This is a genomic window from Paracoccus zhouxuedongae, assembly GCF_041927815.1.
Lineage (GTDB): Bacteria > Pseudomonadota > Alphaproteobacteria > Rhodobacterales > Rhodobacteraceae > Paracoccus.
Window position 1 is genome coordinate 130,173 of record NZ_JBHFHM010000007.1, and the last position, 25,428, is coordinate 155,600.

Genomic DNA, 25,428 nt, shown 5'->3' on the forward strand with positions numbered 1-25,428 from the left:
GGACGGCCGGTGGGTCGTTCGCGCGCGAAAGGGCCTGTGATCATGAACGATCTCCTTCGGGAATATCTGCCGATTCTCATCTTTGCGGGTATGGCTGTCGCCCTGGCGCTGGTGCTGATCGCCGCCGCCGCGGTGATCGCGGTGCGCAACCCCGACCCCGAAAAGGTCAGCGCCTATGAATGCGGGTTCAACGCCTTCGACGACGCGCGGATGAAGTTCGACGTCCGCTTCTATCTGGTGTCGATCCTGTTCATCATCTTTGACCTTGAGGTCGCCTTCCTGTTCCCCTGGGCGGTCGCCTTTGGCGGGCTCTCTGATGTCGCCTTCTGGTCGATGATGGTGTTCCTGGGCGTGCTGACCGTGGGCTTTGCCTATGAATGGAAGAAGGGGGCCTTGGAATGGGCGTGATGACGGGTGCCAACACCGCCGGGCCGGACCGTGAGGTCGCCACCCAGGCGCTGAACCGTGAATTGCAGGACAAGGGCTTCCTGCTGACCACGACCGAGGACATCATCAACTGGGCGCGCAACGGCAGCTTGCACTGGATGACCTTCGGCCTTGCCTGCTGCGCGGTCGAGATGATCCAGGCCGCGATGCCGCGTTACGACATGGAACGCTGGGGCACCGCGCCGCGCGCATCCCCGCGCCAGTCCGACCTGATGATCGTCGCGGGCACGCTGACGAACAAGATGGCCCCGGCTTTGCGCAAGGTTTATGACCAGATGCCGGAACCGCGCTATGTCATCAGCATGGGCTCCTGCGCGAATGGCGGCGGCTATTATCATTACAGCTATTCCGTGGTGCGGGGCTGCGACCGCGTGGTGCCGGTGGACATCTATGTGCCCGGCTGCCCGCCCAGTGCCGAAGCGCTGATGTATGGCATCCTGCAATTGCAGCGGAAGATCCGTCGCACCGGCACCCTGGTGAGGTAAAGCCATGACCGTTTCCCACGCCAACCGCCATGTGACCGATGCCGCGCTTGCCGAACTGGCCGCCCATGTCGAGGCAAGCCGCCCGCAAACCGTCGTCGGCACCCAGATCGCCCATGGCGACCTGACCGTGACCATCACCCTGACCGGGCTTTTGGATATGGTCGAGTTCCTGAAGACCGATCCGGCCTGTGCCTTCACCACGCTGGTCGACATCACCGCCGTCGATTACCCGTCGCGCGGCTTGCGCTTCGATGTGGTCTATCACTTCCTGTCGATGACGCGGAACCAGCGTATCCGGCTGATCGTGCAGATCCGCGCCGATGAGATGGTCCCCTCGATCACCGGCATCCACGCGACCGCGAACTGGTTCGAGCGCGAGACGTTCGACATGTTCGGCATCCTGTTCTCGGGCCACCCGGACCTGCGCCGGCTGCTGACCGATTACGGCTTCCGCGGCCATCCGCTGCGCAAGGACTTCCCGACCTCGGGCTATGTCGAGGTGCGCTATGACGAATCGCTGAAGCGCGTCGTCTATGAGCCGGTGAAGCTGGTGCAGGAATATCGCCAGTTCGATTTCCTGTCGCCGTGGGAGGGTGCGAAATACATCCTGCCGGGTGACGAAAAGGCGCAGGGCTGATGAAACCGGGCCTGACCATCGGCGCGACCGGCCAGCACCGCATGGTGGTGGCCCCGCATCATACGGTGCAGCGGCTGTTTGCCGATCAGGGCGCCTTTCCGGCGATGCCTGCGGTGTTCGCCACCGCCTATATGACCGGGCTGATGGAATGGGCATGCGTTGAGCTGATCAAGCCGTTCTATGATGCGGGCGAGGACAGCCTGGGCACCCATGTCGATTTCAGCCATGTCGCGCCGACGCTGCCGGGGCAGACCGTCACCGTCACCGCGACGGTCGAGGCGATCGACGGGCGCAAGATCTGGTTTACCGTCCGCGCCCATGACGGCGTAGACATGATCGGCGAGGGGCGCCACCAACGCGCGCTGATCGCCACGGAACGTTTCAACGAACGGCTGGCCGCCAAACGCGCGGCGGCAGGGCTGGAGGGTTAGGCCATGATGGACGGCGACATCCGCGTGAACAGCTATGACGACGGCAGCAGCGACCTGCTGGGCGGCGAACAGCAGATCCGCAACTTCAACATCAACTTCGGTCCGCAGCACCCTTCGGCCCATGGCGTGCTGCGTCTGGTGCTGGAACTGGATGGCGAGATCGTGGAACGCGCCGATCCGCATGTCGGGCTGTTGCATCGCGGCACCGAAAAGCTGATGGAAAGCCGCACCTATCTGCAATCGCTGCCCTATTTCGACCGGCTGGATTACGTCGCGCCGATGAACCAGGAACATGCCTGGTGTCTGGCGATCGAGCGGCTGACCGGCATCACCCCGCCGCGCCGGGGGCAGTTGATCCGGGTCTTGTATTCCGAAATCGGCCGGGTGCTGAACCACCTGCTGAACACCACCTCGCAGGCGCTGGACGTGGGCGCGCTGACGCCGCCGCTGTGGGGCTATGAGGAACGCGAAAAGCTGATGATCTTTTACGAACGCGCCTGCGGGGCGCGTCTGCACGCGGCCTATTTCCGCCCCGGCGGCGTGCATCAGGATCTGCCGCCCGACCTGTTGGACGATATCGACGCCTGGGCCGATCAGTTCTATGGCGTGATCGACGACATCCACGGCCTCTTGACCGAAAACCGCATCTTCAAGCAGCGCAACGTCGATATCGGCGTGGTCAGCCCGCAGGATGTTCTGGACTGGGGTTTCTCGGGCGTGATGGCGCGCGGGTCGGGCTATGCCTGGGATCTGCGCCGCAGCCAACCCTATGAATTGTATGACGAGTTCGACTTCAAGGTGCCGGTCGGCAAGAACGGCGATTGCTATGATCGCTACCTGCTGCGCATGGAAGAAATGGTGCAGTCGACCAACATGATCAAGCAGGCGACCGCCAAGCTGCGGGCGGCGGACGGGCAGGGCGACGTGCTGGCGCGCGGCAAGCTGACCCCGCCCAAGCGCGGCGACATGAAGCGCGACATGGAAAGCCTGATCCACCATTTCAAACTGTATACCGAGGGGTTCCACGTCCCCGCCGGTCAGGTCTATGCCGCCGTCGAGGCCCCCAAGGGCGAGTTCGGCGTCTATCTGGTGGCCGATGGCACCAACCGCCCCTATCGCGCCAAGATCCGCGCGCCGGGCTATGTCCATCTGCAAAGCGCCGATTACCTGTGCAAGGGCCACCAGCTTGCCGATGTGGCTGCGATCGTCGGCTCATATGATATCGTCTTCGGGGAGATCGACCGCTAATGCTGCGCCGCCTGCATCACGAACAACCCGCCAGCTTTGCCTTTACCCCCGCCAATGAAAAATGGGCGCGGGCGCAGATGACGAAATATCCCGAAGGCCGTCAGGCCAGTGCCATTATCCCGCTTTTGTGGCGCGCCCAGGAACAGGAGGGCTGGCTGAGCCGCCCCGCCATCGAACATGTCGCGACCATGCTGGGGATGCCCTATATCCGCGCGCTTGAGGTGGCGACCTTCTATTTCATGTTCCAGCTCGCCCCCGTGGGTCGGGTCGCACATATCCAGATCTGCGGCACCACCAGCTGCATGATCTGCGGGGCCGAGGATCTGATCGCCGTCTGCCGCGAAAAGATCGCGCCGACGCCGCATACCGTTTCGGCGGATGGCAATTTCAGCTGGGAAGAGGTCGAATGCCTTGGCGCCTGCACCAATGCGCCCATGGCCCAGATCGGCAAGGATTACTATGAAGACCTGACGCCCGACCGGCTGCGGGCGATGATCGACGAATTCAGCGCCGGTCAGGTGCCGGTGCCGGGTCCGCAGAACGGCCGCTGGGCCAGCGAACCCTTGGGCGGGCTGACCAGCCTGACCAGCGTTCCCGGCGCGCGTGAGGCGCATAACGGTTCGGTCGCTTTGGCCGTCGGCATTGGCGATACGGTCAAGCGCATCGACGGCACCGAGGTGCCGCTGCTGACGCCCTGGCTGAACCGGCGCACCGCCGATCAGCAGCCCGACGCGCCGCAGCCCGCCGAGGAGGCGCCCGAGGCGAAACCCTCCGAGGGCAAGCCCGTGGATGCGACCGGCATCACCGTGCAAGAGGCGACCGAAGGTTCGGCCGCGCGGCCCGTGTCGAAATCCGAACCCGAAGGCGCGGTGCCCGATATTGACGGCGGCGCATCCGCAAGCCGTCCGCAGGGCCTGACCGCCGCGCGCGACGGGCAGGCCGATGATCTGAAGCTGATCAAGGGCGTCGGCCCCAAGCTTGAGGCGCTGCTGCACAGCCTGGGCTTTTACCATTTCGACCAGATCGCCGGCTGGACCGGGGCGGAACTCGCCTGGGTCGACAGCAACCTTGAGGGGTTCCATGGCCGCGCGACCCGCGACGACTGGGTGTCGCAGGCGAAACTTCTGGCGGCAGGCGGTCAGACCGACCAGTCGCGCCGTCTGACCGGCAAGGATCAGGACTCGTAATTTCCCCGCAGGGAGGACGACAGGATGACGTGCAAGGCAAGATGCTGGATCTGGGCGGCGGTGGCAGGCATCCTGTCGGCGCTGCTGTTGATGTCGGACGCCCATTTCGGCGTTGTCGCGGCACTGGTGCTGGGTCTGGTGATCTGCGGGATGCTGGGATCGGTGCTGATCTGGCTGTTCTGCGACGGCGCGCCGGTTGGTGATTGGTCTGCCGAGCGTCCGGGCACGCCTGCGGCATTTGCCAATGTCACGGCAAAGGCTGCGGTTGCCGACAAGCCGGTCGAGGCCGCGACCAAGCCTGCGGCCGCTGCCCCTGCGCCCGCTGCGCCTGTAGCCGTTGCCGCGCCTGCCGAGCCTGCGCCGGTTGCCGCCGCGACCCCCGTCGCGCCCGTGCAGCCTGCGGCTGAAAAGCCCGCAGCACAGGCCGCCACCCCTGCCGCCACCCCTGCGGCGGCACCGGCTGCCGATGCCGTCGCCACCGCGCCCGCCGGCTTTGCCGATCTGCCCGCCGATGACGCGGCTGCCGATACGCCTGCCGTCGCCAAACCCCGCCGCGCCGCCGCCTCGCGTGAGCCGGTGGCGCGCAAGCCGGTCAGCAAACCCGCCCGCACCGGTGCCCGCGCCGCCGCCACGCCCCGCGCCGCGACCCCGCGCAAGGCCGCCAAGCCTGCCGCCAAGGCCGAAGTGACGGCCCCGGCGGCGGCAGCGGTGAAGCCCGCGACCAAGCCGAAGCCCGAAAAGGCCGCCAAGGCCGACGCGGTGACGCCCGCCAAGGCCAAAGCCGAAAAGCCCGCCAAGGCCAAGGCTGCGAAAGCCGCCGCGGCTGTCCGTGACGACCTCAAGCGGATCAAGGGGGTCGGGCCGAAAACCGAACTGGCACTGAACGATCAGGGCATCACCACCATGGCCCAGGTCGCGGCGCTGAAAGCCGCCGATATCAAGCGCCTGGATGAGGTTCTGGGCCGCCTTGCGGGGGCCGATGAATTGCGCGACTGGATCGCCCAGGCCAAGATCCTGGCCAAAGGCGGGCAGACCGAGTTTGCGGCCCGCGTTGACAAGGGCGGCGTCTATTGACCCGCCCTCCACCCGTCCCCCGCAGCCCGGCGCAGGCGCGTCAGGCCCGGCGGATCGCGGTGGTGATTGCCCTGACCATGCTGGCGTGGATCGCCGTGCAGGTTCTGGGCCGAACTTGGGGTTGGGAGGGTCGCTACGCCCTTCTGGCCGATCTGGCGGCGATGGCCGCATTTATCTGGGCGCTGGTCTCGACCTGGCGTCTTTGGCGGGGCCAGCGGCCCGAAGGATGAGCGAATGCTGAAGGACCAGGATCGGATCTTTACCAACCTTTACGGGATGCATGACCGCAGCCTGGCGGGCGCGCGGGCGCGCGGGCATTGGGACGGCACCGCCGATCTGATCGCGCGCGGGCGCGATACGCTGATCGAACAGGTCAAGGCATCCGGCCTGCGCGGTCGCGGCGGCGCGGGCTTTCCGACCGGCCTGAAGTGGTCGTTCATGCCGAAAGGCTCGGACGGGCGGCCGTCCTATCTGGTCATCAATGCCGACGAATCCGAGCCCGGCACCTGCAAGGACCGCGAGATCATGCGCCATGATCCGCACACCCTGATCGAGGGTGCGCTGATCGCCAGCTTCGCCATGGGCGCGCATACCTGCTATATCTACCTGCGCGGCGAATACATCCGCGAGCGTGAGGCGCTGCAGGCCGCCATCGATGAATGCTATGACGCGGGGCTTTTGGGCCGGAACGCCGCGAAATCCGGCTGGGATTTCGACCTTTATCTGCATCACGGCGCCGGGGCCTATATCTGCGGCGAGGAAACCGCGCTGATCGAAAGCCTTGAGGGCAAGAAGGGGATGCCGCGGATGAAGCCGCCGTTCCCGGCCGGATCGGGCCTTTACGGCTGCCCGACCACGGTGAACAACGTCGAATCCATCGCCGTGGTGCCGACCATCCTGCGCCGTGGCCCGGAATGGTTCGCCAGCTTCGGCCGCCCGAACAATGCCGGGACAAAGCTGTTCGGCATCTCGGGCCATGTCGAACGCCCCTGCGTTGTCGAAGAGGCGATGTCGATTCCGCTGCGCGAACTGCTGGACCGCCATTGCGGCGGCGTGCGCGGCGGCTGGGGCAACCTCAAGGCCGTCATCCCCGGCGGCTCGTCCGTGCCGCTGCTGACGGCGGCGCAATGCGACGATGCGATCATGGATTTCGACTGGCTGCGCGAACAGCGTTCGGGCCTGGGTACGGCGGCGGTGATCGTGATGGATCAGTCGACCGACATCATCAAGGCGATCTGGCGGCTGTCCAAGTTCTACAAGCACGAAAGCTGTGGCCAATGCACGCCCTGCCGCGAAGGCACTGGCTGGATGATGCGCGTCATGGACCGCCTTGTGCGCGGCGAGGCCGAGATCGAGGAAATCGACATGCTCTTGTCGGTGACCAAGCAGGTCGAGGGCCACACGATCTGCGCCCTGGGCGATGCCGCCGCCTGGCCGATCCAGGGCCTGATCCGCGCCTACCGCGAGGAAATCGAGGACCGCATCAAGGCCCGCAAGACTGGCCGCATGGGGGCGATGGCGGCGGAATGACGGGGGCGCGGGCATATGGCCTCACGCAGGGATCACCGGCCTGTGCAGGGCTGGTGGCCGCGCGTCATGCTAGGACAGGCCATCCTGTCCTTGCAAAGGTATCTGCCATGAAACTGCTATTGACGGTTGCCCTGATCGGTCTGACCGCGCTGCCCGCCGCCGCGCTGGAACCGATCGCCCAGAACACCGCGATCACCGGCAAACTGGTGGCCGCACGCATCGCCGACCGCATCCGGCGGGAATGCGACCGCATCGACGCGCGGCTGATCTATGCCTATTCCGAGGCGCGCGGGCTGAAGCGCGATGCCGAACGCATGGGCTATTCCAGCGCCCAGATCGACGCCTTTCTGGACAGCAATTCCGAACGCGCGCGCATCTATGCCGATGCCGAACGCTGGCTGGCGGGCAAGGGCGCGAAGTCGGGCGATGCCGCCAGCTTCTGCCGCGTGGGCCAAGGCGAGATCGCGGCGAAAACCTATATCGGTTCCTTCCTGAGGGCGCGGTAGCATGGGCGGGCGGGGTATCCTGGCTGTGGTGGGTGTGGCGCTGCTGGCGGCGCCGGTGCCCGCCTGCGCCGATGCCGCGCTGCCCGCCGACTGGCTGGACAGCACCCCCGCCGCCGAGCTGACCGCCGATCTGCTGATCGCCCGCAAGATCGAGGCGCGCTGCCGCAACCTGCGCGTCACCGCCGAGGCCGAGGCGATGATCGACCGTCGCGCCGCCGAACTGTCGTCCTATCTGACCGAACGCCGGCTTGGCCCCTCGGATGCCAGCCGCCGCGTCATCGCCGCCTTCGAGGCGAAACATGCCACGTCATATGCCGGCACCAACAGCCTGTGCCGCGCGGGCTTCGTCGAAATGACCGACGGCAGCCGCATCGGCCATCTTTTGGGGCGGAGGCAGCCATGACCGCCCGCCCCCAGACCCGCCATCACCCCTTCCACGCCCGCGCGGGCGTCTGGCCATTCCCCAATCCCCGCGGCCGGGGGCAGTCACAAGGCCGCCGGGCCGGAAAGTAGGACGAGCATGAGCAATCTTCGCAAGATCATCATCGACGGGATCGAGGTTGAGGTCGATCCGAACCTGACGCTGATCCAGGCCTGTGAACAGGCGGGGATCGAAGTGCCGCGCTTTTGCTATCACGAACGGCTGTCGATCGCCGGCAACTGCCGCATGTGTCTGGTCGAAGTGGTCGGCGGGCCGCCCAAGCCCGCGGCCTCCTGCGCGATGCAGGTGAAAGACCTGCGCCCCGGCCCGAATGGCGAACCCAGCGTCATCAAGACCAACAGCCCGATGGTCAAGAAGGCCCGCGAAGGCGTGATGGAGTTCCTGCTGATCAACCACCCGCTTGACTGCCCGATCTGCGATCAGGGCGGCGAATGCGACCTGCAGGATCAGGCGATGGCTTACGGCGTCGATTTCAGCCGCTACCGCGAACCCAAGCGCGCGGTCGAGGATCTGGATCTTGGCCCGCTGGTCGAAACCCACATGACGCGCTGCATCTCCTGCACCCGCTGCGTGCGTTTCACCACCGAAGTCGCGGGCATCACCCAGATGGGCCAGACCGGTCGCGGCGAGGATGCCGAGATCACCACCTATCTGGGCATGACGCTGGATTCGAACCTTCAAGGCAACGTCATCGACCTGTGCCCGGTCGGCGCGCTTGTCAGCAAACCCTATGCCTTTACCGCGCGCCCGTGGGAACTGACCAAGACCGAATCCATCGACGTGATGGACGCGCTTGGCAGCAATATCCGCGTCGATACCAAGGGGCGCGAGGTGATGCGCATCGTGCCGCGCAACCATGATGGCGTGAACGAGGAATGGCTGTCGGACAAGTCGCGCTTTGTCTGGGACGGGCTGCGCCGTCAGCGCCTTGACCAGCCCTATATCCGCGTGGCGGGCCGCCTGCGCCCGGCCACCTGGCCCGAGGCCCTGGCCGCCACCGCCGCCGCGATGAAGGGCCGCAAGGTCACCGGTCTGGTGGGCGATCTGGTCTCGACCGAGGCCGCCTTCGCGCTGACCTCGCTGGTGCAGGGGATGGGCGGTTCGGTCGAATCCCGCCTGGACGGCGCGCGTCTGCCGGCCGGGCAGCGTGGCGGCTATGCCGGCACCGCGCGGATCGAAGACATTGATAGTGCCAAGCAAATCCTGCTGATCGGCACCAATCCCCGCAATGAGATGCCGGTGCTGAACGCCCGCATCCGCAAGGCCTGGGCGCAGGGTGCCGAGGTCGGGCTGATCGGCGCGCCCGCCGATCTGACCTATGACTACACCCATATCGGCAGCGACCGCGACGCGCTGAAAAAGCTGCTGGGGATGCCCGTCACCGATGCGATGCGCGATGAGGCCTCGATCATCATTCTGGGCCAGCAGGCCCTGAACGAGGCCGATGGCGAGGCCGTGCTGGCCCATGCAGTCGCCTTTGCGGCGGCCACGCAATCGGGCCTGCTGATCCTGCATTCCGCCGCCAGCCGGGTCGGCGCGATGGATGTGGGCGCGGTGACCGAGGGCGGGCTGACCGCCGCGATCGAGGGCGCCGAGGTGATCTTCAACCTGGGCGGCGATGAGGTCGAGATCGAGCCGGGCGCCTTTGTCATCTATCAGGGCAGCCATGGCGACCGGGGCGCGCATCGCGCCGACATCATCCTGCCCGGTGCCGCCTGGACCGAGGAATCGGGGATCTTCGTCAATACCGAGGGCCGCCCGCAGATGGCCAACCGCGCCGGCTTCGCGCCGGGTCAGGCCAAGGAAAACTGGGCGATCCTGCGCGCCTTGTCGGCGGAACTGGGCGCGACCCAGCCTTGGGACAGCCTGGCCGATCTGCGCCGCGCCATGTTCGAGGTGGCGCCGCATCTGGCCCGCATCGGTGAGGTGCCGGAAAACGCCCCCGCCACGCTGGCCGCACGCGACATGGGCCGCGCCGCCTTCCGGTCGGACGCGCGCGATTTCTATCTGACCAACCCGGTCGCGCGGGCCAGCGTACTGATGGCGGAACTGTCGGCCCGTTCGGCGGCCCGTGCCAAACTGACCGAGGCGGCCGAGTAATGACCTGCCGCCGCCGCCCGCTGCGTCCGCTGCCGCGCCGCGCCCGACCTGATGGTCGGCGTCTTGCGGCGCGCGGGCTGCTGCTGGCGGCGCTGATCTGCGGGGCAGGGGCGGCGGCTGCGCAATCCCTGCCGCCGCTGTTTCTGGGGCCGGTGCCGCTGACCGGCGATCCCGGTCTGCCGCCCGCCGTGCTGGCCGCGCCCCAGATCACGCTGCGCACCGCACCCGGCGCGGTGCCCTCGGTGGTCGGGCGCGCCCCCTATGCCGCCGAGGGCTTTCGCCGCCCGCCGCGCAGGCCCGCCGACATGCCGGTGGTGACCACCTTTTCGCCGCGCCCGCCGGAACGCCCGCCCCTGCATGTGCCGCTTGAGGTCGTCGCGCCGCTGCCGCCGCGTGGCATGATCGTGCAGGAGATGCTGCCCGATTTCACCGGCCTGACCGAACATGAGGCCCGCTTTGGCCCGGCCCAGGTCGCCCCGGTCGATGCCGCCCGCGCCGATGATCTGGTGCGCGCGCGCGTCAGTGCCGGTCTGCGTGCCACCGAAGGCAAGGCCGCACTGGACGAGACCGCCGCAGTGGCCTATGCCGCCTGTGCGACGGCAGGTTACGCGGCCGTGAACGGATTTGAATGGCTGCGCCATGTGCGCACGCAGACCGAATCCGTGCGGGGTGGCCGCGCCGCCGAGTCGATTTTTCTGCTTGCCCCCGGACAGCCCGAGGGGCGGGCCATGAACGTCGGGGCGGTGCTGGCCGCCTGCGAACAGAACGGCGTCCCCATCGGGGACAGGACTGGGGAATGAGGTAGGGACACGATGGCTGATTTTCTGGCGACACCCCTTGGGACTTTCCTGCTGATCGCCCTCCAGGGCCTGCTGATCATCGCTTTCGTGATGATTTCGCTGCTTTTTCTGGTGTATGGCGACCGCAAGATCTGGGCCGCCGTGCAGTTGCGGCGCGGTCCGAACGTGGTCGGCCCCTGGGGCGTGCTGCAATCGGTGGCCGACGCGCTGAAATATGTCGTCAAGGAAATCGTCATCCCCGCCGGGGCCGACCGTTTCGTGTTCTTCCTGGCCCCGGTGCTGTCGATGTCGCTGGCGATCCTGGCCTGGGCGGTGATTCCCTTTCACCCCGGCTGGGTTCTGTCCGACATCAACGTGGCGCTGCTGTTCGTCTTTGCCGTCTCCTCGCTTGAGGTTTACGGCGTGATCATGGGCGGCTGGGCCTCGAACTCGAAATATCCGTTCCTTGGCTCGCTGCGATCGGCCGCGCAGATGATTTCCTATGAGGTGTCGCTGGGCCTGATCATCGTCGGCATCATCATCTCGACCGGTTCGATGAACTTTGGCGACATCGTGGCCGCGCAACAGGGCGATTGGGGCCTTTTGAACTGGTATTGGCTGCCGCATCTGCCGATGGTCGTGCTGTTCTTTGTCAGCGCCCTGGCCGAGACCAACCGCCCGCCGTTTGACCTGCCCGAGGCGGAATCGGAACTGGTCGCGGGGTTCATGGTCGAATATTCGTCCACGCCTTACCTGCTGTTCATGGCCGGCGAATACATCGCCATCTTCCTGATGTGCGCGCTGATTTCGCTGTTGTTCTTCGGCGGCTGGCTGTCGCCCATTCCCGGCCTGCCCGATGGCTGGTGGTGGATGGTGGCGAAGATGTGGGTGTTCTTCTTCATGTTCGCCATGGTGAAGGCGATCGTGCCGCGCTATCGCTATGACCAACTGATGCGCATCGGCTGGAAGGTGTTCCTGCCGCTGTCGCTGGCCTGGGTGGTGATCGTGGCCTTCCTGGCCCGTTACGAAGTCCTTGGCGGCTTCTGGGCGCGTTTCAACACTGTGATCGGGGGGTAAGCCATGGCGTTCGATTTCGCCCGAGCCACCAAGTATTTCCTGATGGTCGATTTCATCAAGGGCTTCGGCCTGGGGATGAAATACTTCTTCAAGCCGAAGGCGACGATCAACTATCCCCATGAAAAGGGGCCGCTGTCGCCGCGTTTCCGGGGTGAACACGCGCTGCGCCGCTATCCCAGTGGTGAAGAACGCTGCATCGCCTGCAAATTGTGCGAGGCGATCTGCCCCGCGCAGGCGATCACCATCGACGCCGAACCGCGCGCCGACGGATCGCGCCGGACCACGCGCTATGACATCGACATGACCAAGTGCATCTACTGCGGCTTCTGCCAGGAGGCCTGCCCGGTCGATGCCATCGTCGAAGGCCCGAACTTCGAGTTCGCCACCGAGACCCGCGAAGAGCTGTTCTACGACAAGGCCAAGCTCTTGGCCAATGGCGACCGTTGGGAAGTCGAGATCGCCCGCAACCTGGAACTGGATGCGCCCTACCGATGAGTTCTGACGCCGCATATCAGGCCGGACAGGTGCTGGCGGACCGGCTGAACCCCGGCATGGAGGCCGCCTTGCGCGACCGCTATGACCGCTGGTTGCCAGGTGGTGTCGCCGAGGCGGTGGTGGGGCATGGCTGGGGCGCGGTCTATGCCCGCGACGGGCTGGATCTGAAAACCCGGATGCTGATTACCATCGGCGCCTTGGCCGCGCTCGGCGGCCAGACCCGCCCGCAGCTCAAGGTCAACGTCGCCAATGCCCTGCGCGCCGGGGCCACCGCGCGCGAGGTCAGCGAGGCAATCTTTCAGATGCAGCTTTATGGCGGCCTGCCTGCGATGATCAACGCGCTGAACGCCGCGATCGAAGTCTTTGAGGAGGAGGGCGCGCAATGAACGACGCCTTTCAGAAGATGTTCGCGCAGATGATCCAGTCGGGTCAGGAAATGGCGCGCGCCTTCAACCCGGCGCTTGAGACCTTCAACCCCGGCGCGATGGACAAGATGTTCCCGACGCTGCCCAAGGACATGATGGAAATGTTCTTCGGCCGCACCTTCAACCGCGACGGGCTGGATGCCAAGACGCGGATGCTGGTGTCGGTGGCGGCGCTGACCGTGCTGGGCGCGCAGGCGGAACCGCAGATGCGGCTGACCATCCGCCACGCGCTTGAGGCCGGGGCCACGCAACGCGAGATCGCGGAAGTGATCTGGCAGATGTCGATGTTCGGCGGCTTGCCCGCCATGACCCGCGCGCTGGAAATCGCGCAAAAGGTATTTGCTGAAACGGAGGAAGCCGCATGATGACCTTCGCCTTTTACCTGTTCTCGACGCTGGTCGTCGTGGCGGGCTTCATGGTGGTGATCTCGAAGAACCCGGTGCATTCGGTGCTGTGGCTGATCGCGGCCTTCATTTCGGCCTCGGGGCTGTTCATCCTGCTGGGGGCGGAACTCCTGGCGATGCTGTTGATGATCGTCTATGTCGGCGCGGTCGCGGTGCTGTTCCTGTTCGTGGTGATGATGCTGGACATCGACTTTGCCGCGCTGAAGGGGGAACTGGCGCGCTACATGCCGCTGGGCCTTCTGATCGGCGTGGTGATGATCCTGCAACTGGCGCTTGCCTTTGACGGCTTCACCCCGGCCGAGGGCGCGGCCGCCCTGCATGCCGCGCCGATGCCCGAGGGGATGCACAACACGCAGGCCCTGGGGATGCTGATCTATGATCGCTATGTCTATCTGTTCATGGCTGCGGCCCTGGTGCTGCTGGTTGCCATGATCGGCGCGATCCTGCTGACGCTGCGCCACCGCAAGGATGTGAAGCGTCAGAATGTCGTGGCGCAGATGCACCGCGATCCGGCCAAGGCGATGGATCTGGTCGATGTCAAACCGGGGCAGGGGCTGTAATCATGATCGGACTTTCGCATTACCTTTTCGTGGCCGCGGCCCTGTTCGTGATCGGTGTCTTCGGCATTTTCGTGAACCGCAAGAACGTGATCGTCATCCTGATGTCGATCGAACTGATGCTGCTGGCGGTCAATATCAATCTGGTGGCCTTTTCGTCCTTTGCCGGCGATCTGGCGGGGCAGGTCTTCACCCTGTTCGTGCTGACCGTGGCCGCCGCCGAGGCCGCCATCGGGCTGGCCATCCTTGTGGTCTTCTTCCGCAACCGTGGCACGATCGCGGTTGAGGATGTCAACGTGATGAAGGGCTGATCCACCATGGCGAGCATCATCCTTTTCGCCCCGCTGATCGGCGCCCTGATCGCCGGTTTCGGCTGGCGTGTGATCGGCGAACGCGGCGCGCAGGTCGTGACCATCGCGCTGCTGTTTCTGGCCTGCGCCTTGTCCTGGGTCACCTTCCTGACCCATGACGGCGTGACCACCCATCAGCACATCCTGACCTGGGTGCAGTCGGGCGATCTGAACACCGCCTGGTCGATCCGCGTCGACCGGTTGACCGCGATCATGCTGATCGTCGTCACCTCGGTTTCGGCTTTGGTTCACCTCTATTCGGTGGGCTACATGGCCCATGACGACAACTGGACCGATGACGAACCCTATCGCGCCCGGTTCTTTGCCTATCTGTCGTTCTTCACCTTCACCATGCTGGCCCTGGTGACCGCCGATAACCTGTTGCAGATGTTCTTCGGCTGGGAAGGCGTGGGCGTGGCCTCGTATCTGCTGATCGGCTTCTATTTCAAGAAGAACAGCGCCAATGCCGCGGCGATGAAGGCCTTTATCGTCAACCGCGTCGGTGACTTCGGCTTCATCCTGGGGATCGCCGGGCTTTACTGGCTGACCGGCTCGATCTGGTTCGAGGATATCTTCGCCAAGACCCCCGAACTGGCGCAGACCCAGGTGCATTTCCTGTGGACCGGCTGGAATGCCGCGAACCTGCTGGGCGTGCTGCTGTTCATCGGCGCGATGGGCAAATCGGCGCAGCTTTTCCTGCACACCTGGCTGCCCGATGCGATGGAAGGCCCGACCCCGGTGTCGGCGCTGATCCACGCCGCGACCATGGTGACGGCGGGCGTGTTCCTGGTGTCGCGGATGTCGCCGCTTTACGAATACGCGCCCGAAGCCAAGATGATGATCGTCTATATCGGTGCCGCGACCGCGTTCTTTGCCGCGACCGTCGGCCTGGTGCAGAACGACATCAAGCGCGTCATCGCCTATTCGACCTGTTCGCAGCTTGGCTACATGTTCGTGGCCGCCGGTGTCGGCGTCTATTCGGCGGCGATGTTCCACCTGTTCACCCATGCCTTCTTCAAGGCGATGCTGTTCCTGGGCGCCGGTTCGGTGATCCATGCGATGCATCACGAACAGGATTTGCGCAACTATGGTGGCCTGCGCAAGAAGATCCCGTTTACCTTCTGGGCAATGCTGATCGGCACGCTGGCGATCACCGGTGTCGGCATTCCGCTGACCTATATCGGGTTCGCGGGCTATCTGTCCAAGGATGCGATCATCGAAAGCGCCTTTGCCTCGGGCAATGGGTTTGCGTTCTGGGCCCTGGTCATCGCGGCCTTCATGACCAGCTTCTATAGCTGGCGGCTGATGTTCATGACCTTCTGGGGCAAGCCGCGGGGCGATCATCATGCCCATGACCACGCCCATGAAAGCCCGATGGTGATGCTGATCCCGCTGGCCGCTTTGGCCGTGGGGGCGGTGTTCTCGGGGATGGTCTGGTACAAGGACTTCTTCGGCGACCACAACCGCGTCACGCAATTCTTCGGGATGCCGCATCACGCGGTCGTCGAGGGTGGCGCAGAAGGTGGGGCCGAGGGTGCCGCAACGCATGAGGCCCCGGTGGCCGATGCTCCGGTGGCCGTGGCCGAGGCCCCTGTGGTGACCACCACCGAGCCCCCGGTCCATGTCGCCCCGACCGCGCCCGAGGCCGTCGCCGCTGCCGAACCGGCCGCCGAAGCCATCGACGAGACGACCCATGCCGTCGATCACGCGGCCCCCGCCAGCCATGGCGCGCTGTTCATCCATCCCGACAATCACGTCATGGATGAGGCCCACCATGCGCCGAACTGGGTGAAGCTGTCGCCCTTTGTCGCCATGGTGCTGGGGCTGGCGCTTGCCTGGGTGATGTATATCGCGCGGCCCGATCTGCCCGGCGCGGTCGCCCGCGCGGTGCCGACGCTCTATCGGTTCCTGCTGAACAAATGGTATTTCGATGAACTTTACGACCTGATCTTCGTGCGTCCCGCGCGGTGGCTGGGCCGGACCCTGTGGCGCAGCGGCGACGGGCGGGTCATCGACGGTGCCATCAACGGCGTGGCCCTGGGCCTGATCCCGCGGCTGACCCGTTTCGCCGGTCGCGTCCAGTCCGGCTATCTGTTCCACTATGCCCTGGCCATGGTTCTGGGCATCGTCTTCCTGATGTTCTGGGTCGCGCTGACCGGAGGGGCCCACTGATGTCGAACCTTCTCTCCATCATCACTTTCCTGCCGCTGATGGCGGCGCTGATCCTGGCGCTGTTCCTGAAGGGCGGGACGCCCGCGGCCGATCGCAACGCCAAATGGCTGGCGCTGATCGCCACGACCGCGACCTTTCTGGTGTCGATCTTCCTGTGGACGGGCTTTGATCCGGCCAATACCGGCTTTCAGTTCGTGGAAGACCGCGAATGGATCATGGGCCTGCGCTACAAGATGGGGGTCGACGGGATCTCGGTCCTGTTCGTGTTGCTGACCACCTTCCTGATGCCGCTAACCATCGCGGCCTGCTGGAACGTGGAAACCCGCGTCAAGGAATACATGATCGCCTTTCTGGTGCTGGAAGGGCTGATGATCGGCGTGTTCACCGCGCTGGATCTGGTGCTGTTCTACCTGTTCTTCGAGGCCGGGCTGATCCCGATGTTCCTGATCATCGGCATCTGGGGCGGCAAGGATCGCATCTATGCGGCCTTCAAGTTCTTCCTCTATACCTTCCTTGGCTCGGTGCTGATGCTGGTGGCGATGATCGCCATGTGGCGCGCGGCGGGCACCACCGACATCGTGGCGCTGCTGAACCACAATTTCAGCGCCGAGCCGATGCAGATCGGCGGCTGGTGGATCATCGGCGGGCTGCAAACCCTGCTGTTCCTGGCCTTCTTTGCCAGTTTCGCGGTCAAGATGCCGATGTGGCCGGTGCATACCTGGCTGCCCGATGCGCACGTTCAGGCGCCGACCGCCGGTTCGGTCGTGCTGGCCGCGATCCTGCTGAAGATGGGCGGCTATGGCTTCCTGCGCTTTTCGCTGCCGATGTTCCCGGTCGCGTCCGATCTGTTCGCGCCGATCATTCTGTGGATGTCGGCCATCGCCATCGTCTACACCAGCCTGGTGGCCCTGGCGCAGTCGGACATGAAAAAGCTGATCGCCTACAGCTCGGTCGCGCATATGGGTTATGTCACCATGGGCATCTTCGCCGCGAACCAGCAGGGGATCGACGGCGCGATGTTCCAGATGATCAGCCACGGCTTCGTGTCGGGCGCGCTGTTTTTGTGCGTCGGCGTCATCTATGACCGTATGCACACGCGCGAGATCGACGCCTATGGCGGGCTGGTCACCCGGATGCCGGCCTATGCGCTGATCTTCATGTTCTTCACCATGGCCAACGTCGGCCTGCCCGGCACCTCGGGTTTCGTGGGCGAGTTCCTGACCATCGTCGGCACCTTCCGGGTCAACACCTGGGTCGCTGTGGTGGCCGCGACCGGGGTGATCCTGTCGGCGGCCTATGCGCTTTACCTTTATCGCCGGGTCGTGCTGGGCGAGCTGATCAAGGAGGCGCTGAAGTCGATCACCGACATGACCCCGCGCGAAAAGTGGATCTTCGCACCGCTGGTCATCATGACGCTGCTGCTGGGGGTCTATCCGCGGCTGGTCACCGACCGCATCGGCCCAAGCGTCGCCGCCCTGGTTGCCGATTACAACGCCAGCGTGGCGGATGCCCCGCGTGCCGATTTTGTTGAAACTGTCGCTGTGGCCGAACCGGCCGCCGCCACCCACTAAGACGGGAAGCCTGTGATGTCCAATCTTGATCTTGCCATCGTCTTTCCCGAACTGGTGCTGGCGATCTTTGCCATGGTCGCGCTGATGGTGGGCAGCTATTTCGGCAAGGATCGGCTGGCGATGCCGATCCTGTGGGCCTCGGTGGCGATGCTGGTGGTGATGGCGGCCTGGGATGTGCTGAACGGGCAGGGCGCGCGCACGGGCTTCCACGGCATGTTCGTCGATGATCCCTTTGCGCGCTTTGCCAAGATCACCGTGCTCTTGGGCGCCGCCGCCGTCCTGGCGATGAGCGCCGACCACCTGGTCCGCCGCGGCATGATGCGCTTTGAATACCCGATCCTGATCGTGCTGGCGGTTGTCGGCATGATGATGATGGTGTCGGCGGGCGATCTGATGGCGCTTTACATGGGCCTGGAACTGCAATCGCTGGCGCTTTACGTCGTCGCCGCGCTGCGCCGCGACAGCGCCCGGTCGTCCGAGGCGGGGCTGAAATATTTCGTCCTTGGCTCGCTGTCATCGGGGCTGTTCCTTTATGGCGCCTCGCTGACCTATGGCTTTGCCGGCACGACCGATTTCGCCGGCATCCTGTCGCAGTTGCAGGGCGAACACATCCCCGTCGCGCTGCTGTTCGGGCTGGTGTTCATGCTGACGGGCCTCGCCTTCAAGGTCAGCGCCGTGCCCTTCCACATGTGGACGCCGGATGTCTATGAAGGCTCGCCCACGCCGGTCACCGCCTTCTTTGCCACGGCGCCGAAGATGGCGGCGATGGCGCTGATCGCGCGGCTGATGTGGGATGCCTTCGGCAGCCTGCCCGCGCAATGGGGCCAGATCATCGCGCTGCTGGCGGTGGCCTCGATGTTCCTTGGCTCGATCGCCGCGATCGGTCAGCGCGACATCAAGCGCCTGATGGCCTATTCCTCGATCGCGCATATGGGCTTTGCTTTGGTGGGCCTCGCCACCGGCACCGCGCAAGGGGTGCAGGCGATGCTGATGTATATGGCGATCTATGTGGCCATGAACGTCGGCACCTTCGCCTTCATCCTGTCGATGGAACGCGACGGCCGGCCGGTCACCGACATTGCGGCGCTGAACCTCTATTCGCGCGCGCAGCCGCTGCGGGCCGTTGCGATGCTGGTTCTGCTGTTCAGCCTGGCGGGCGTGCCGCCGATGCTGGGCTTTTTCGCCAAGTTCGGCGTGCTGTCGGCGGCGGTGAATGCCGGCATGGGCTGGCTGGCGCTGCTGGGCGTCATCGCCTCGGTCATCGGTGCCTATTACTATCTGCGCATCGTCTATCTCATGTATTTCGGCGAGGCCGGGGACGGGATCGACGACCGCATGCCGGGGATGCAGTGGCTGATGCTGATGGCCGGTGCGGCGGTGATGATCCTGGGCGTTGTCAGCCTGTTCGGCATCGACACGGCGGCGGCTGTGGCGGCGGAAACGCTTGTCCGCTGATCCCGACATCTGGCCCGAGGGCGTGGCGCTGCACGCCCTTGGCACGGTCGACAGCACGATGGCCGAGGCCGCGCGCCTGGCCCCGCATCTGACCCGCCCGACCTGGGTTCTGGCCGAGCGTCAGACCGCCGGTCGGGGGCGGCGCGGGCGGGCCTGGACGGATCCGCCGGGCAATCTGGCCGCGACCTTGGTGCTGCATCCGGCGGGGCAACCGGCGGATGTGGCGCTCTATTCCTTTGTTGCGGCGCTTGCGGCCTTTGACGCGCTGCGCGACGTGGCCGGGCCATCGGCGCGGCTGGCGATCAAATGGCCCAACGATATCCTGCTGAACGATGGCAAGCTGGTCGGTATCCTGCTGGAGGCGACAGGCACGCCGATCCCCGGTCAGCGCCCCGCCATCGCCATCGGTTTCGGCATCAATCTGGAACAGGCCCCGCCGCCCTCGGTGATCGAGCCGGGCGCGCAGCCTGCCGTCAGTCTGGCGGGCGAATGCGGCATCCGCATCACCCCGCGCGACTTCATCACCTATCTCGCCCGCGCTTTCGACCGCTGGCAGGCGCGCGTGACGGCCGAAGGCTTCGCCCCCGTGCGCGAGGCGTGGCTGGCCCGCGCCGCGCGCCTGGGCCAACAGGTCCGCGCCCGGCTGATGAGTGGCGAGGAAACCGGGATCTTTGAAACCATCGACCCGTCGGGCGCGCTGATCCTGCGGCGCGACGACGGGCGGCGGGTGACCATTGCCGCGGCGGATGTGTTCTTTGCCCGCCCGGCGGATGCGGTGGGGGGCTGATATGCTGTTGTGCATCGACTGCGGCAATACCAACACGGTCTTTGCGATCTGGGACGGCGCGCAGGTGCAGGCCACCTGGCGCATCGCCACCGATCACCGCCGCACGGCGGATGAATATTTCGTCTGGCTGACCACGCTGATGCGGCTGAAGGGGATCGAGGGGCAGATCGGCGCCGCCATCATCAGCTCGACCGCGCCGCGCGTCGTGTTCAACCTGCGGGTGCTGTGCAACCGCTATTTCGACTGCCGCCCGCTGGTCGTCGGCAAGCCCGATTGCGCGCTGCCGGTCGCGCCGCGCGTCGATCAGGGCGCCACGGTCGGGCCGGACCGGCTGGTCAATACGGTGGCGGGTTTCGACCGTCACGGCGGCGATCTGATCCTGGTCGATTTCGGCACCGCCACCACCTTTGACGTGGTGGATGTCGACGGCGCCTATATCGGCGGGGTCATCGCGCCCGGAGTCAACCTGTCGCTTGAGGCGCTGCACAATGGCGCGGCCAGCCTGCCGCATGTCGATGTGACCCGCCCCGACCGGGTGATCGGCACCAATACCGTCACCTGTATTCAATCCGGCGTCTATTGGGGCTATATTGGACTGGTCGAGGGCATCGTCGCCCGCATCCGGGCCGAGCGCGCCCGCCCGATGAAGGTCATCGGAACCGGCGGCCTGGCGCCGTTGTTCGAACAGGGAACCCAGATCTTCGATTCCGTCGAGGACGATCTGACCATTCACGGTCTGGTGCTGATCCACGACCACAACATCGCATTGGAAACCGCATGAGCGACCGTCTGATCTTTCTGCCCCTGGGGGGTGCCGGCGAAATCGGCATGAACTGCTATGTCTTCGGGCATGGCGCGCCGGGGCGGGAACGGCTGATCGTCGTCGATCTGGGCGTGACCTTCCCCGACATGGACACCACCCCCGGCGTCGATCTGATCATGCCTGACATCGACTGGCTGGCGCAGAATGCCGACCGGATCGAGGGCATCTTCATCACCCACGGACATGAGGATCACATCGGCGCGCTTGGCCATCTGTGGGGCCGCCTAAAAGCCCCCGTCCACTGCCGCCGCTTCACCGCCGCCCTGGCCCGCGCCAAGATGGACGAAGCCGGGCATCCGCTGGACGTCATCCATGTGCATGAGGCCCGCCCCGAGGTCATCACCTGCGGCCCGTTCAAGGTGCAGTTCGTCCCGATATCGCATTCGATCCCCGAAAGCTCGGGGCTGATCATCGACAGCGACCTGGGCCGGATCGTGCATACCGGCGATTTCAAGCTGGATGGCAGCCCGGTGGTGGGCGAGGCCTTCGATGCGCAGCTTTGGCACGACATTGCCCGCGAAAAGGGCGGGGTGGATGTGCTGACCTGCGATTCCACCAACGTCTTTTCGCCCTTGCCGGGGCGGTCGGAATCGGTGCTGGCCGGGCCGCTGCGCGATTTCGTTGCCGCGCAAAAGGGCATGGTGGTGGCCACGACCTTCGCCTCGAACGTGGCGCGGCTGAAGACGCTGGCCGAGGCCGGACATGCCGCGGGCCGGTCGGTCTGCATGCTGGGCCGGGCGATGCGCAAGATGCTGACGGCGGCGGTGGAAACCGGCGTCCTGTCCAGCTTTCCCCCCGTCATCGGCCCCGAGGATGCCGCCCAGGTGCCGCGCGAAAGCCTGATGCTGATCGTCACCGGCAGCCAGGGCGAACGCCGCGCCGCATCCGCGCAACTGTCGCGCGGCCGCTATCTGGGGCTTGAGATGAAAGAGGGCGACACCTTCCTGTTTTCCTCGAAAACCATCCCCGGCAATGAACGCGACGTGATCCGCATCATGAACGCCTTTTCGGAAATGGGCGTGGACATCATGACCGACAATGGCGGCATGTATCACGTCTCGGGCCATGCCAACCGCCCTGATCTTGAGGCGATGCACGATCTGATGAAGCCGCGCATCCTGATCCCGATGCATGGCGAACACATGCATCTGCGCGAACATGCGCGGATGGCGATGGCCAAGGGCATCGCCTCGGATGTGATCACCAATGGCATGATGGTCGATCTGGCGGGCGAGAGGCCGCGCGTCGTCGAACATGTCGAGACCGGGCGGACCTATCTGGATGGGACGGTGCTGATCGGCGCGCTGGACGGCGTGGTCCGCGACCGCATCCGCATGGCGCTGAACGGCCATGTCAGCGTGTCGATCATCATCGACGAAGACGACCGCCCGCTGGGTGACGCCTGGGTGGAGGCCATGGGCCTGGCGCCCACCGGCCGCAACGGGCAACCGCTGGAACAGATGATCGAGGCCGAACTGGCCGAGTTCCTGGACAGCGCCGGTGACAAGGTGCTGCTGAACGACGACCGTCTGGCGGAATCGGTGCGCCGGATCGTGCGTCAGGTCTCGATGGAGGAGATCGGCAAGAAGCCCGAGGTCGAGGTCATCACCAGCCGTCTGGTCGCGGACTAGGCCCGACGCGGGGCGCGCGGGCCGGGTCGGGCGCAGAAGCGGGCGGCTACCAGGCCCGCCCAACCGCATCTGCAAGCGGGTTGGCGACCGGGGTGTCGCATGACGATCACGAAAGACGGGCGGCCCCTTGGGACCGCCCGTTCCTGTCTTAGCCCTTGGTGGCGGGGCCCTTGGTGGCGGGCGTGGCGGCTGGCTTTGCCGCCGAACCGGCCCCCGGTTTTGCCGCCGATTTTGCCGCCTCGGATTTCGCCGCAGCGGGTTTCGTCGCAGCATTGGCCTTGCGCGCCGGGGCGGCCTTGCGGACCTCGGGGTGCAGCGCCGCGCCCAGGATGTGATCGGCATGATGCACCACATGGCTGGCATGGCCGACGATCAGCGGATCGGGGCTGCCGACCAGCTCGACATCCTTGTCGGGATAATCCAGCGAGGCCAGGAAATGCTTCATGCAGTTCAGCCGGGCACGCTTCTTGTCGTTCGACTTGACGATGGTCCAGGGCGCATCGGCGGTGTCGGTGTAAAAGAACATCGCCTCTTTCGCCTCGGTATAGTCGTCCCATTTGTCCAGGCTCGCCTTGTCAATGGGCGACAGCTTCCACTGTTTCAGCGGGTCGGTCTCGCGTGCCTTGAAACGGCGGCGCTGTTCGTCGCGGGTAACCGAGAACCAGTATTTGTAAAGCCGGATGCCGGACCGCACCAGCATCCGTTCGAACTCGGGCGCCTGGCGCATGAATTCAAGGTATTCGGTGGGGGTGCAAAAGCCCATCACCCGTTCCACGCCGGCGCGGTTATACCAGGACCGGTCATAGAAAACCATCTCGCCCGCGGTGGGCAAGTGGTTGACATAGCGTTGGAAATACCACTGGCCGCGCTCCTGGTCGGTGGGCTTCTGCAAGGCCACCACACGCGCCAGACGCGGGTTCAGGTGTTCGTTGAACCGCTTGATCGTCCCGCCCTTGCCAGCCGCGTCGCGGCCCTCGAACAGGATCACGAACTTCTGGCCGGTTTCCTGCGCCCAAAGCTGCACCTTCAGCAATTCGGCCTGAAGGCGGGCCTTTTCGGCCTCATAGGGGGCGCGGCCCAGCCGATGCGCATAGGGGTAGCGACCGGATTCGAAACTTTGGCGGATCTGGTTGGCGTCAAGGCGGGGAAAGGCGCGGGGGCCTTCGCTGGCCGGGGCCTCGCCGGTCTGCCCCGCACCGCTGGCGACGGGTTCGGCCGTCCGGGCTGCCGTCTTGGCCGCGCCCGCCTTGTCTGCCGCCGCTTTATCTGCCGCAGCCTTGTCCACCGAGGAGCGGGGCGTTTCTGTCTCGGTCATCGTCAAACCTCTCCCTTTCACGCAAACGATCTGCGCCTTGCCTAGCGCGGCGGGGCGCCTTGTGCTTTGATACGCATCAACAAACTGACAGAAAACCGCAATAATCGGGAAAAAATGCCTATGATCACGCTTTATGGCTGCTATCGCTCGCGCGCCAGCCGGAACCTGTGGCTGCTGGGCGAACTGGGGCGCGACGTGGCCCATGTGCCGGTGGTGCAGCGTTACCGCATCAGCGACGATCAGGCGGCGCGGATGCTGCACACCGCCCATCCCGATTATCTGGCGATCACCGCCACCGGCGCGATCCCGGCACTGGTCGATGGCGACCTGGTGCTGACGGAATCGCTGGCGATCAACCTGCATCTGGCCGAGGGCAGCCCGCTTGGCCCGCGCGACGGGGCCGAGCGCGCGCAGATGATCGCCGCCGCGCTTTACGCCGCCACCGCGCTTGAGGATCACACGCTGGCCATCCAGATGGCCTATGGTGCGGGGCAGGGCGATGGTGCGGCCGTCACCGAAGCCGTCGATCGCCTGCGCCGCCCGCTGGCGGTGATCGAGGCGCAACTGGCCCGCCATGGCCACCCGGTCGGCGGGCGCTTCACCGTGGCCGACATCAACCTGGCCGAGGTGCTGCGCTACGCCCAGCCCCATGCGGCGCTGTGGGCGGATTACCCCGCCACCCGCGACTGGCTGGCCGCCTGCCAATCCCGCCCCGCCTTCCGCGCCATGTGGGCCGCGCGTGAGGCCGAGCTTCTGGCCTGACTTGAAATCCGCGCTGAAATGTATATTGTAATACACAATGCAAGATCAAAGGCCGCGCCATGACCCGTCTTCTGACCAACCATATCGCCACCATGACCGAACTGCGCGAACCCCATAAGGTGCTTGAACGCTCGGGCGGCAAGCCGGTGGCGATCCTGAAGAACTCGGCCTTGGTCGGCTATCTGGTGCCTGCCGAGGCGACCGAGACCGATCACCGCGTCGCCACCCGCGAGGAAGTGCTGGAAAGCCTGCGGCGCACCCGCGCGCGGTCGCAGCCGGTTCTTGATTACCTGCGCGACAAATGAGCCTGCGACTTCTGGATGTCGACCTGGTGGTCCTGATCCACGATCAGGTTCTGAACCCCGGCGAGTTGCAGGGGCTGGCGCGCGACAAATCGCTGGCCGGGGCCTTGTCGCGGGTCGAAAACCGGCTGGCTTACGGGATGGTGGGCGATGCCTTTGATCTGGCGGCGCTTTACGCAATGGCGATTGCGCAGGGCCATTGCTTCAACGACGCCAACAAGCGCACGGCCTTTCGCGCGCTGCATGTCTGCCTGGACATGAACGGCATCGACCTGCCCGATGTCGCCGATGAGGTTCTGGGCGACCGCATCATTGCCCTTGCCCAAGGCCAGATCGACGATGGCGACCTGGCCGAATGGCTGCGCGACCTGGCGCCGCGTTAGGGGCGGCTTGCCGACTTGCACCCGCACCGCGCGGCGTGGTCTAATGCCCCCTC

29 protein-coding genes are annotated in these 25,428 nt (G+C 65.5%); 28 read left to right on the forward strand and 1 reads right to left on the reverse strand.

All coding sequences use genetic code 11. From position 1 onward, the window contains the following. Positions 1 to 42: 42 nt before the first annotated feature. From ACEYYA_RS10170 to ACEYYA_RS10290, 25 genes are all read left to right on the forward strand, one after another. The gene (locus ACEYYA_RS10170) at positions 43 to 408 is read left to right on the forward strand and encodes an NADH-quinone oxidoreductase subunit A (RefSeq protein ID WP_374800246.1); all 366 of its coding nucleotides are present in this window, start codon (positions 43 to 45) and stop codon (positions 406 to 408) included. Then, positions 399 to 932, forward strand: coding sequence for a NuoB/complex I 20 kDa subunit family protein (locus ACEYYA_RS10175; RefSeq protein WP_374800248.1), 534 nt, complete (start codon positions 399 to 401; stop codon positions 930 to 932). Before ACEYYA_RS10170 ends, ACEYYA_RS10175 begins: the two co-directional genes overlap by 10 nt. A gap of 4 nt (positions 933 to 936) precedes the next feature. Further along, positions 937 to 1,569, forward strand: coding sequence for an NADH-quinone oxidoreductase subunit C (locus ACEYYA_RS10180; protein WP_374800250.1), 633 nt, complete (start codon positions 937 to 939; stop codon positions 1,567 to 1,569). Then, positions 1,569 to 2,000, forward strand: a complete 432-nt coding sequence (locus ACEYYA_RS10185) for a thioesterase family protein (RefSeq protein ID WP_374800252.1) — start codon at positions 1,569 to 1,571, stop codon at positions 1,998 to 2,000. Before ACEYYA_RS10180 ends, ACEYYA_RS10185 begins: the two co-directional genes overlap by 1 nt. Before the next feature lie 3 nt (positions 2,001 to 2,003). Further along, positions 2,004 to 3,248, forward strand: coding sequence for an NADH-quinone oxidoreductase subunit D (locus tag ACEYYA_RS10190; protein ID WP_374800254.1), 1,245 nt, complete (start codon positions 2,004 to 2,006; stop codon positions 3,246 to 3,248). Beyond that, entirely contained in the window at positions 3,248 to 4,435 is a 1,188-nt protein-coding gene (locus tag ACEYYA_RS10195) for an NADH-quinone oxidoreductase subunit E (RefSeq protein WP_374800256.1), read from the forward strand. The genes ACEYYA_RS10190 and ACEYYA_RS10195 overlap by 1 nt, the downstream gene beginning before the upstream one ends. Before the next feature lie 24 nt (positions 4,436 to 4,459). Continuing rightward, positions 4,460 to 5,509 carry a helix-hairpin-helix domain-containing protein gene (locus tag ACEYYA_RS10200; protein WP_374800258.1) on the forward strand — a complete coding sequence of 350 codons (1,050 nt, stop codon included), beginning with the start codon at positions 4,460 to 4,462 and terminating at the stop codon, positions 5,507 to 5,509. Further along, positions 5,506 to 5,739, forward strand: coding sequence for a DUF5337 family protein (locus ACEYYA_RS10205; RefSeq protein WP_374800260.1), 234 nt, complete (start codon positions 5,506 to 5,508; stop codon positions 5,737 to 5,739). Before ACEYYA_RS10200 ends, ACEYYA_RS10205 begins: the two co-directional genes overlap by 4 nt. Positions 5,740 to 5,743: 4 nt before the next feature. Further along, positions 5,744 to 7,039 carry an NADH-quinone oxidoreductase subunit NuoF gene (gene nuoF, locus ACEYYA_RS10210; protein ID WP_374800262.1) on the forward strand — a complete coding sequence of 432 codons (1,296 nt, stop codon included), beginning with the start codon at positions 5,744 to 5,746 and terminating at the stop codon, positions 7,037 to 7,039. A gap of 107 nt (positions 7,040 to 7,146) precedes the next feature. Continuing rightward, positions 7,147 to 7,545: a DUF5333 domain-containing protein gene (locus ACEYYA_RS10215; RefSeq protein WP_374800264.1), complete on the forward strand. Its 399-nt coding sequence runs from the start codon at positions 7,147 to 7,149 to the stop codon at positions 7,543 to 7,545. A gap of 1 nt (position 7,546) precedes the next feature. Further along, positions 7,547 to 7,948: a hypothetical protein gene (locus ACEYYA_RS10220; RefSeq protein WP_374800266.1), complete on the forward strand. Its 402-nt coding sequence runs from the start codon at positions 7,547 to 7,549 to the stop codon at positions 7,946 to 7,948. A gap of 117 nt (positions 7,949 to 8,065) precedes the next feature. After that, entirely contained in the window at positions 8,066 to 10,087 is a 2,022-nt protein-coding gene (gene nuoG, locus ACEYYA_RS10225) for an NADH-quinone oxidoreductase subunit NuoG (RefSeq protein WP_374800268.1), read from the forward strand. After that, entirely contained in the window at positions 10,087 to 10,887 is an 801-nt protein-coding gene (locus ACEYYA_RS10230; protein ID WP_374800270.1) for a hypothetical protein, read from the forward strand. Before nuoG ends, ACEYYA_RS10230 begins: the two co-directional genes overlap by 1 nt. Before the next feature lie 12 nt (positions 10,888 to 10,899). Further along, positions 10,900 to 11,943, forward strand: a complete 1,044-nt coding sequence (nuoH, locus tag ACEYYA_RS10235; protein ID WP_374800272.1) for an NADH-quinone oxidoreductase subunit NuoH — start codon at positions 10,900 to 10,902, stop codon at positions 11,941 to 11,943. A 3-nt stretch (positions 11,944 to 11,946) separates the two neighbouring features. Continuing rightward, the gene (gene nuoI, locus ACEYYA_RS10240) at positions 11,947 to 12,438 is read left to right on the forward strand and encodes an NADH-quinone oxidoreductase subunit NuoI (protein ID WP_374800274.1); all 492 of its coding nucleotides are present in this window, start codon (positions 11,947 to 11,949) and stop codon (positions 12,436 to 12,438) included. Further along, positions 12,435 to 12,824, forward strand: coding sequence for a carboxymuconolactone decarboxylase family protein (locus ACEYYA_RS10245; protein WP_374800276.1), 390 nt, complete (start codon positions 12,435 to 12,437; stop codon positions 12,822 to 12,824). The genes nuoI and ACEYYA_RS10245 overlap by 4 nt, the downstream gene beginning before the upstream one ends. After that, positions 12,821 to 13,228 carry a carboxymuconolactone decarboxylase family protein gene (locus ACEYYA_RS10250; RefSeq protein ID WP_374800278.1) on the forward strand — a complete coding sequence of 136 codons (408 nt, stop codon included), beginning with the start codon at positions 12,821 to 12,823 and terminating at the stop codon, positions 13,226 to 13,228. The genes ACEYYA_RS10245 and ACEYYA_RS10250 overlap by 4 nt, the downstream gene beginning before the upstream one ends. Further along, a complete protein-coding gene (locus ACEYYA_RS10255) occupies positions 13,225 to 13,827 on the forward strand; it encodes an NADH-quinone oxidoreductase subunit J (RefSeq protein WP_374800280.1) in 603 nt (200 codons plus the stop codon). Before ACEYYA_RS10250 ends, ACEYYA_RS10255 begins: the two co-directional genes overlap by 4 nt. A gap of 2 nt (positions 13,828 to 13,829) precedes the next feature. Next, positions 13,830 to 14,135: an NADH-quinone oxidoreductase subunit NuoK gene (gene nuoK, locus ACEYYA_RS10260; protein WP_374800282.1), complete on the forward strand. Its 306-nt coding sequence runs from the start codon at positions 13,830 to 13,832 to the stop codon at positions 14,133 to 14,135. Positions 14,136 to 14,141: 6 nt separating this feature from the next. Continuing rightward, a complete protein-coding gene (gene nuoL, locus ACEYYA_RS10265; protein ID WP_374800284.1) occupies positions 14,142 to 16,346 on the forward strand; it encodes an NADH-quinone oxidoreductase subunit L in 2,205 nt (734 codons plus the stop codon). Continuing rightward, positions 16,346 to 17,917, forward strand: a complete 1,572-nt coding sequence (locus ACEYYA_RS10270; RefSeq protein WP_374800286.1) for an NADH-quinone oxidoreductase subunit M — start codon at positions 16,346 to 16,348, stop codon at positions 17,915 to 17,917. The genes nuoL and ACEYYA_RS10270 overlap by 1 nt, the downstream gene beginning before the upstream one ends. A 15-nt stretch (positions 17,918 to 17,932) precedes the next feature. Continuing rightward, positions 17,933 to 19,372, forward strand: a complete 1,440-nt coding sequence (gene nuoN, locus ACEYYA_RS10275; protein WP_374800288.1) for an NADH-quinone oxidoreductase subunit NuoN — start codon at positions 17,933 to 17,935, stop codon at positions 19,370 to 19,372. Continuing rightward, positions 19,362 to 20,159, forward strand: a complete 798-nt coding sequence (locus ACEYYA_RS10280; RefSeq protein ID WP_374800290.1) for a biotin--[acetyl-CoA-carboxylase] ligase — start codon at positions 19,362 to 19,364, stop codon at positions 20,157 to 20,159. The genes nuoN and ACEYYA_RS10280 overlap by 11 nt, the downstream gene beginning before the upstream one ends. A gap of 1 nt (position 20,160) precedes the next feature. Further along, positions 20,161 to 20,940, forward strand: coding sequence for a type III pantothenate kinase (locus ACEYYA_RS10285; protein ID WP_374800292.1), 780 nt, complete (start codon positions 20,161 to 20,163; stop codon positions 20,938 to 20,940). Continuing rightward, positions 20,937 to 22,613, forward strand: coding sequence for a ribonuclease J (locus ACEYYA_RS10290; protein ID WP_374800294.1), 1,677 nt, complete (start codon positions 20,937 to 20,939; stop codon positions 22,611 to 22,613). The genes ACEYYA_RS10285 and ACEYYA_RS10290 overlap by 4 nt, the downstream gene beginning before the upstream one ends. 148 nt (positions 22,614 to 22,761) lie before the next feature. Here the strand turns inward: ACEYYA_RS10290 and ppk2 are convergent, their stop codons facing one another. After that, a complete protein-coding gene (ppk2, locus tag ACEYYA_RS10295) occupies positions 22,762 to 23,928 on the reverse strand; it encodes a polyphosphate kinase 2 (RefSeq protein ID WP_374800296.1) in 1,167 nt (388 codons plus the stop codon). A 114-nt stretch (positions 23,929 to 24,042) separates the two neighbouring features. Between ppk2 and ACEYYA_RS10300 the strand changes: the two genes are divergently transcribed. The 3 genes from ACEYYA_RS10300 to ACEYYA_RS10310 are packed head-to-tail and all read left to right on the forward strand — an operon-like array spanning position 24,043 to position 25,375. Next, positions 24,043 to 24,690 carry a glutathione S-transferase family protein gene (locus ACEYYA_RS10300; RefSeq protein ID WP_374800298.1) on the forward strand — a complete coding sequence of 216 codons (648 nt, stop codon included), beginning with the start codon at positions 24,043 to 24,045 and terminating at the stop codon, positions 24,688 to 24,690. Between the two features lie 59 nt (positions 24,691 to 24,749). After that, positions 24,750 to 24,995, forward strand: a complete 246-nt coding sequence (locus ACEYYA_RS10305; protein WP_374800300.1) for a type II toxin-antitoxin system Phd/YefM family antitoxin — start codon at positions 24,750 to 24,752, stop codon at positions 24,993 to 24,995. Further along, entirely contained in the window at positions 24,992 to 25,375 is a 384-nt protein-coding gene (locus ACEYYA_RS10310) for a type II toxin-antitoxin system death-on-curing family toxin (RefSeq protein ID WP_374800302.1), read from the forward strand. Before ACEYYA_RS10305 ends, ACEYYA_RS10310 begins: the two co-directional genes overlap by 4 nt. The last annotated feature ends 53 nt before the right edge of the window (positions 25,376 to 25,428 follow it).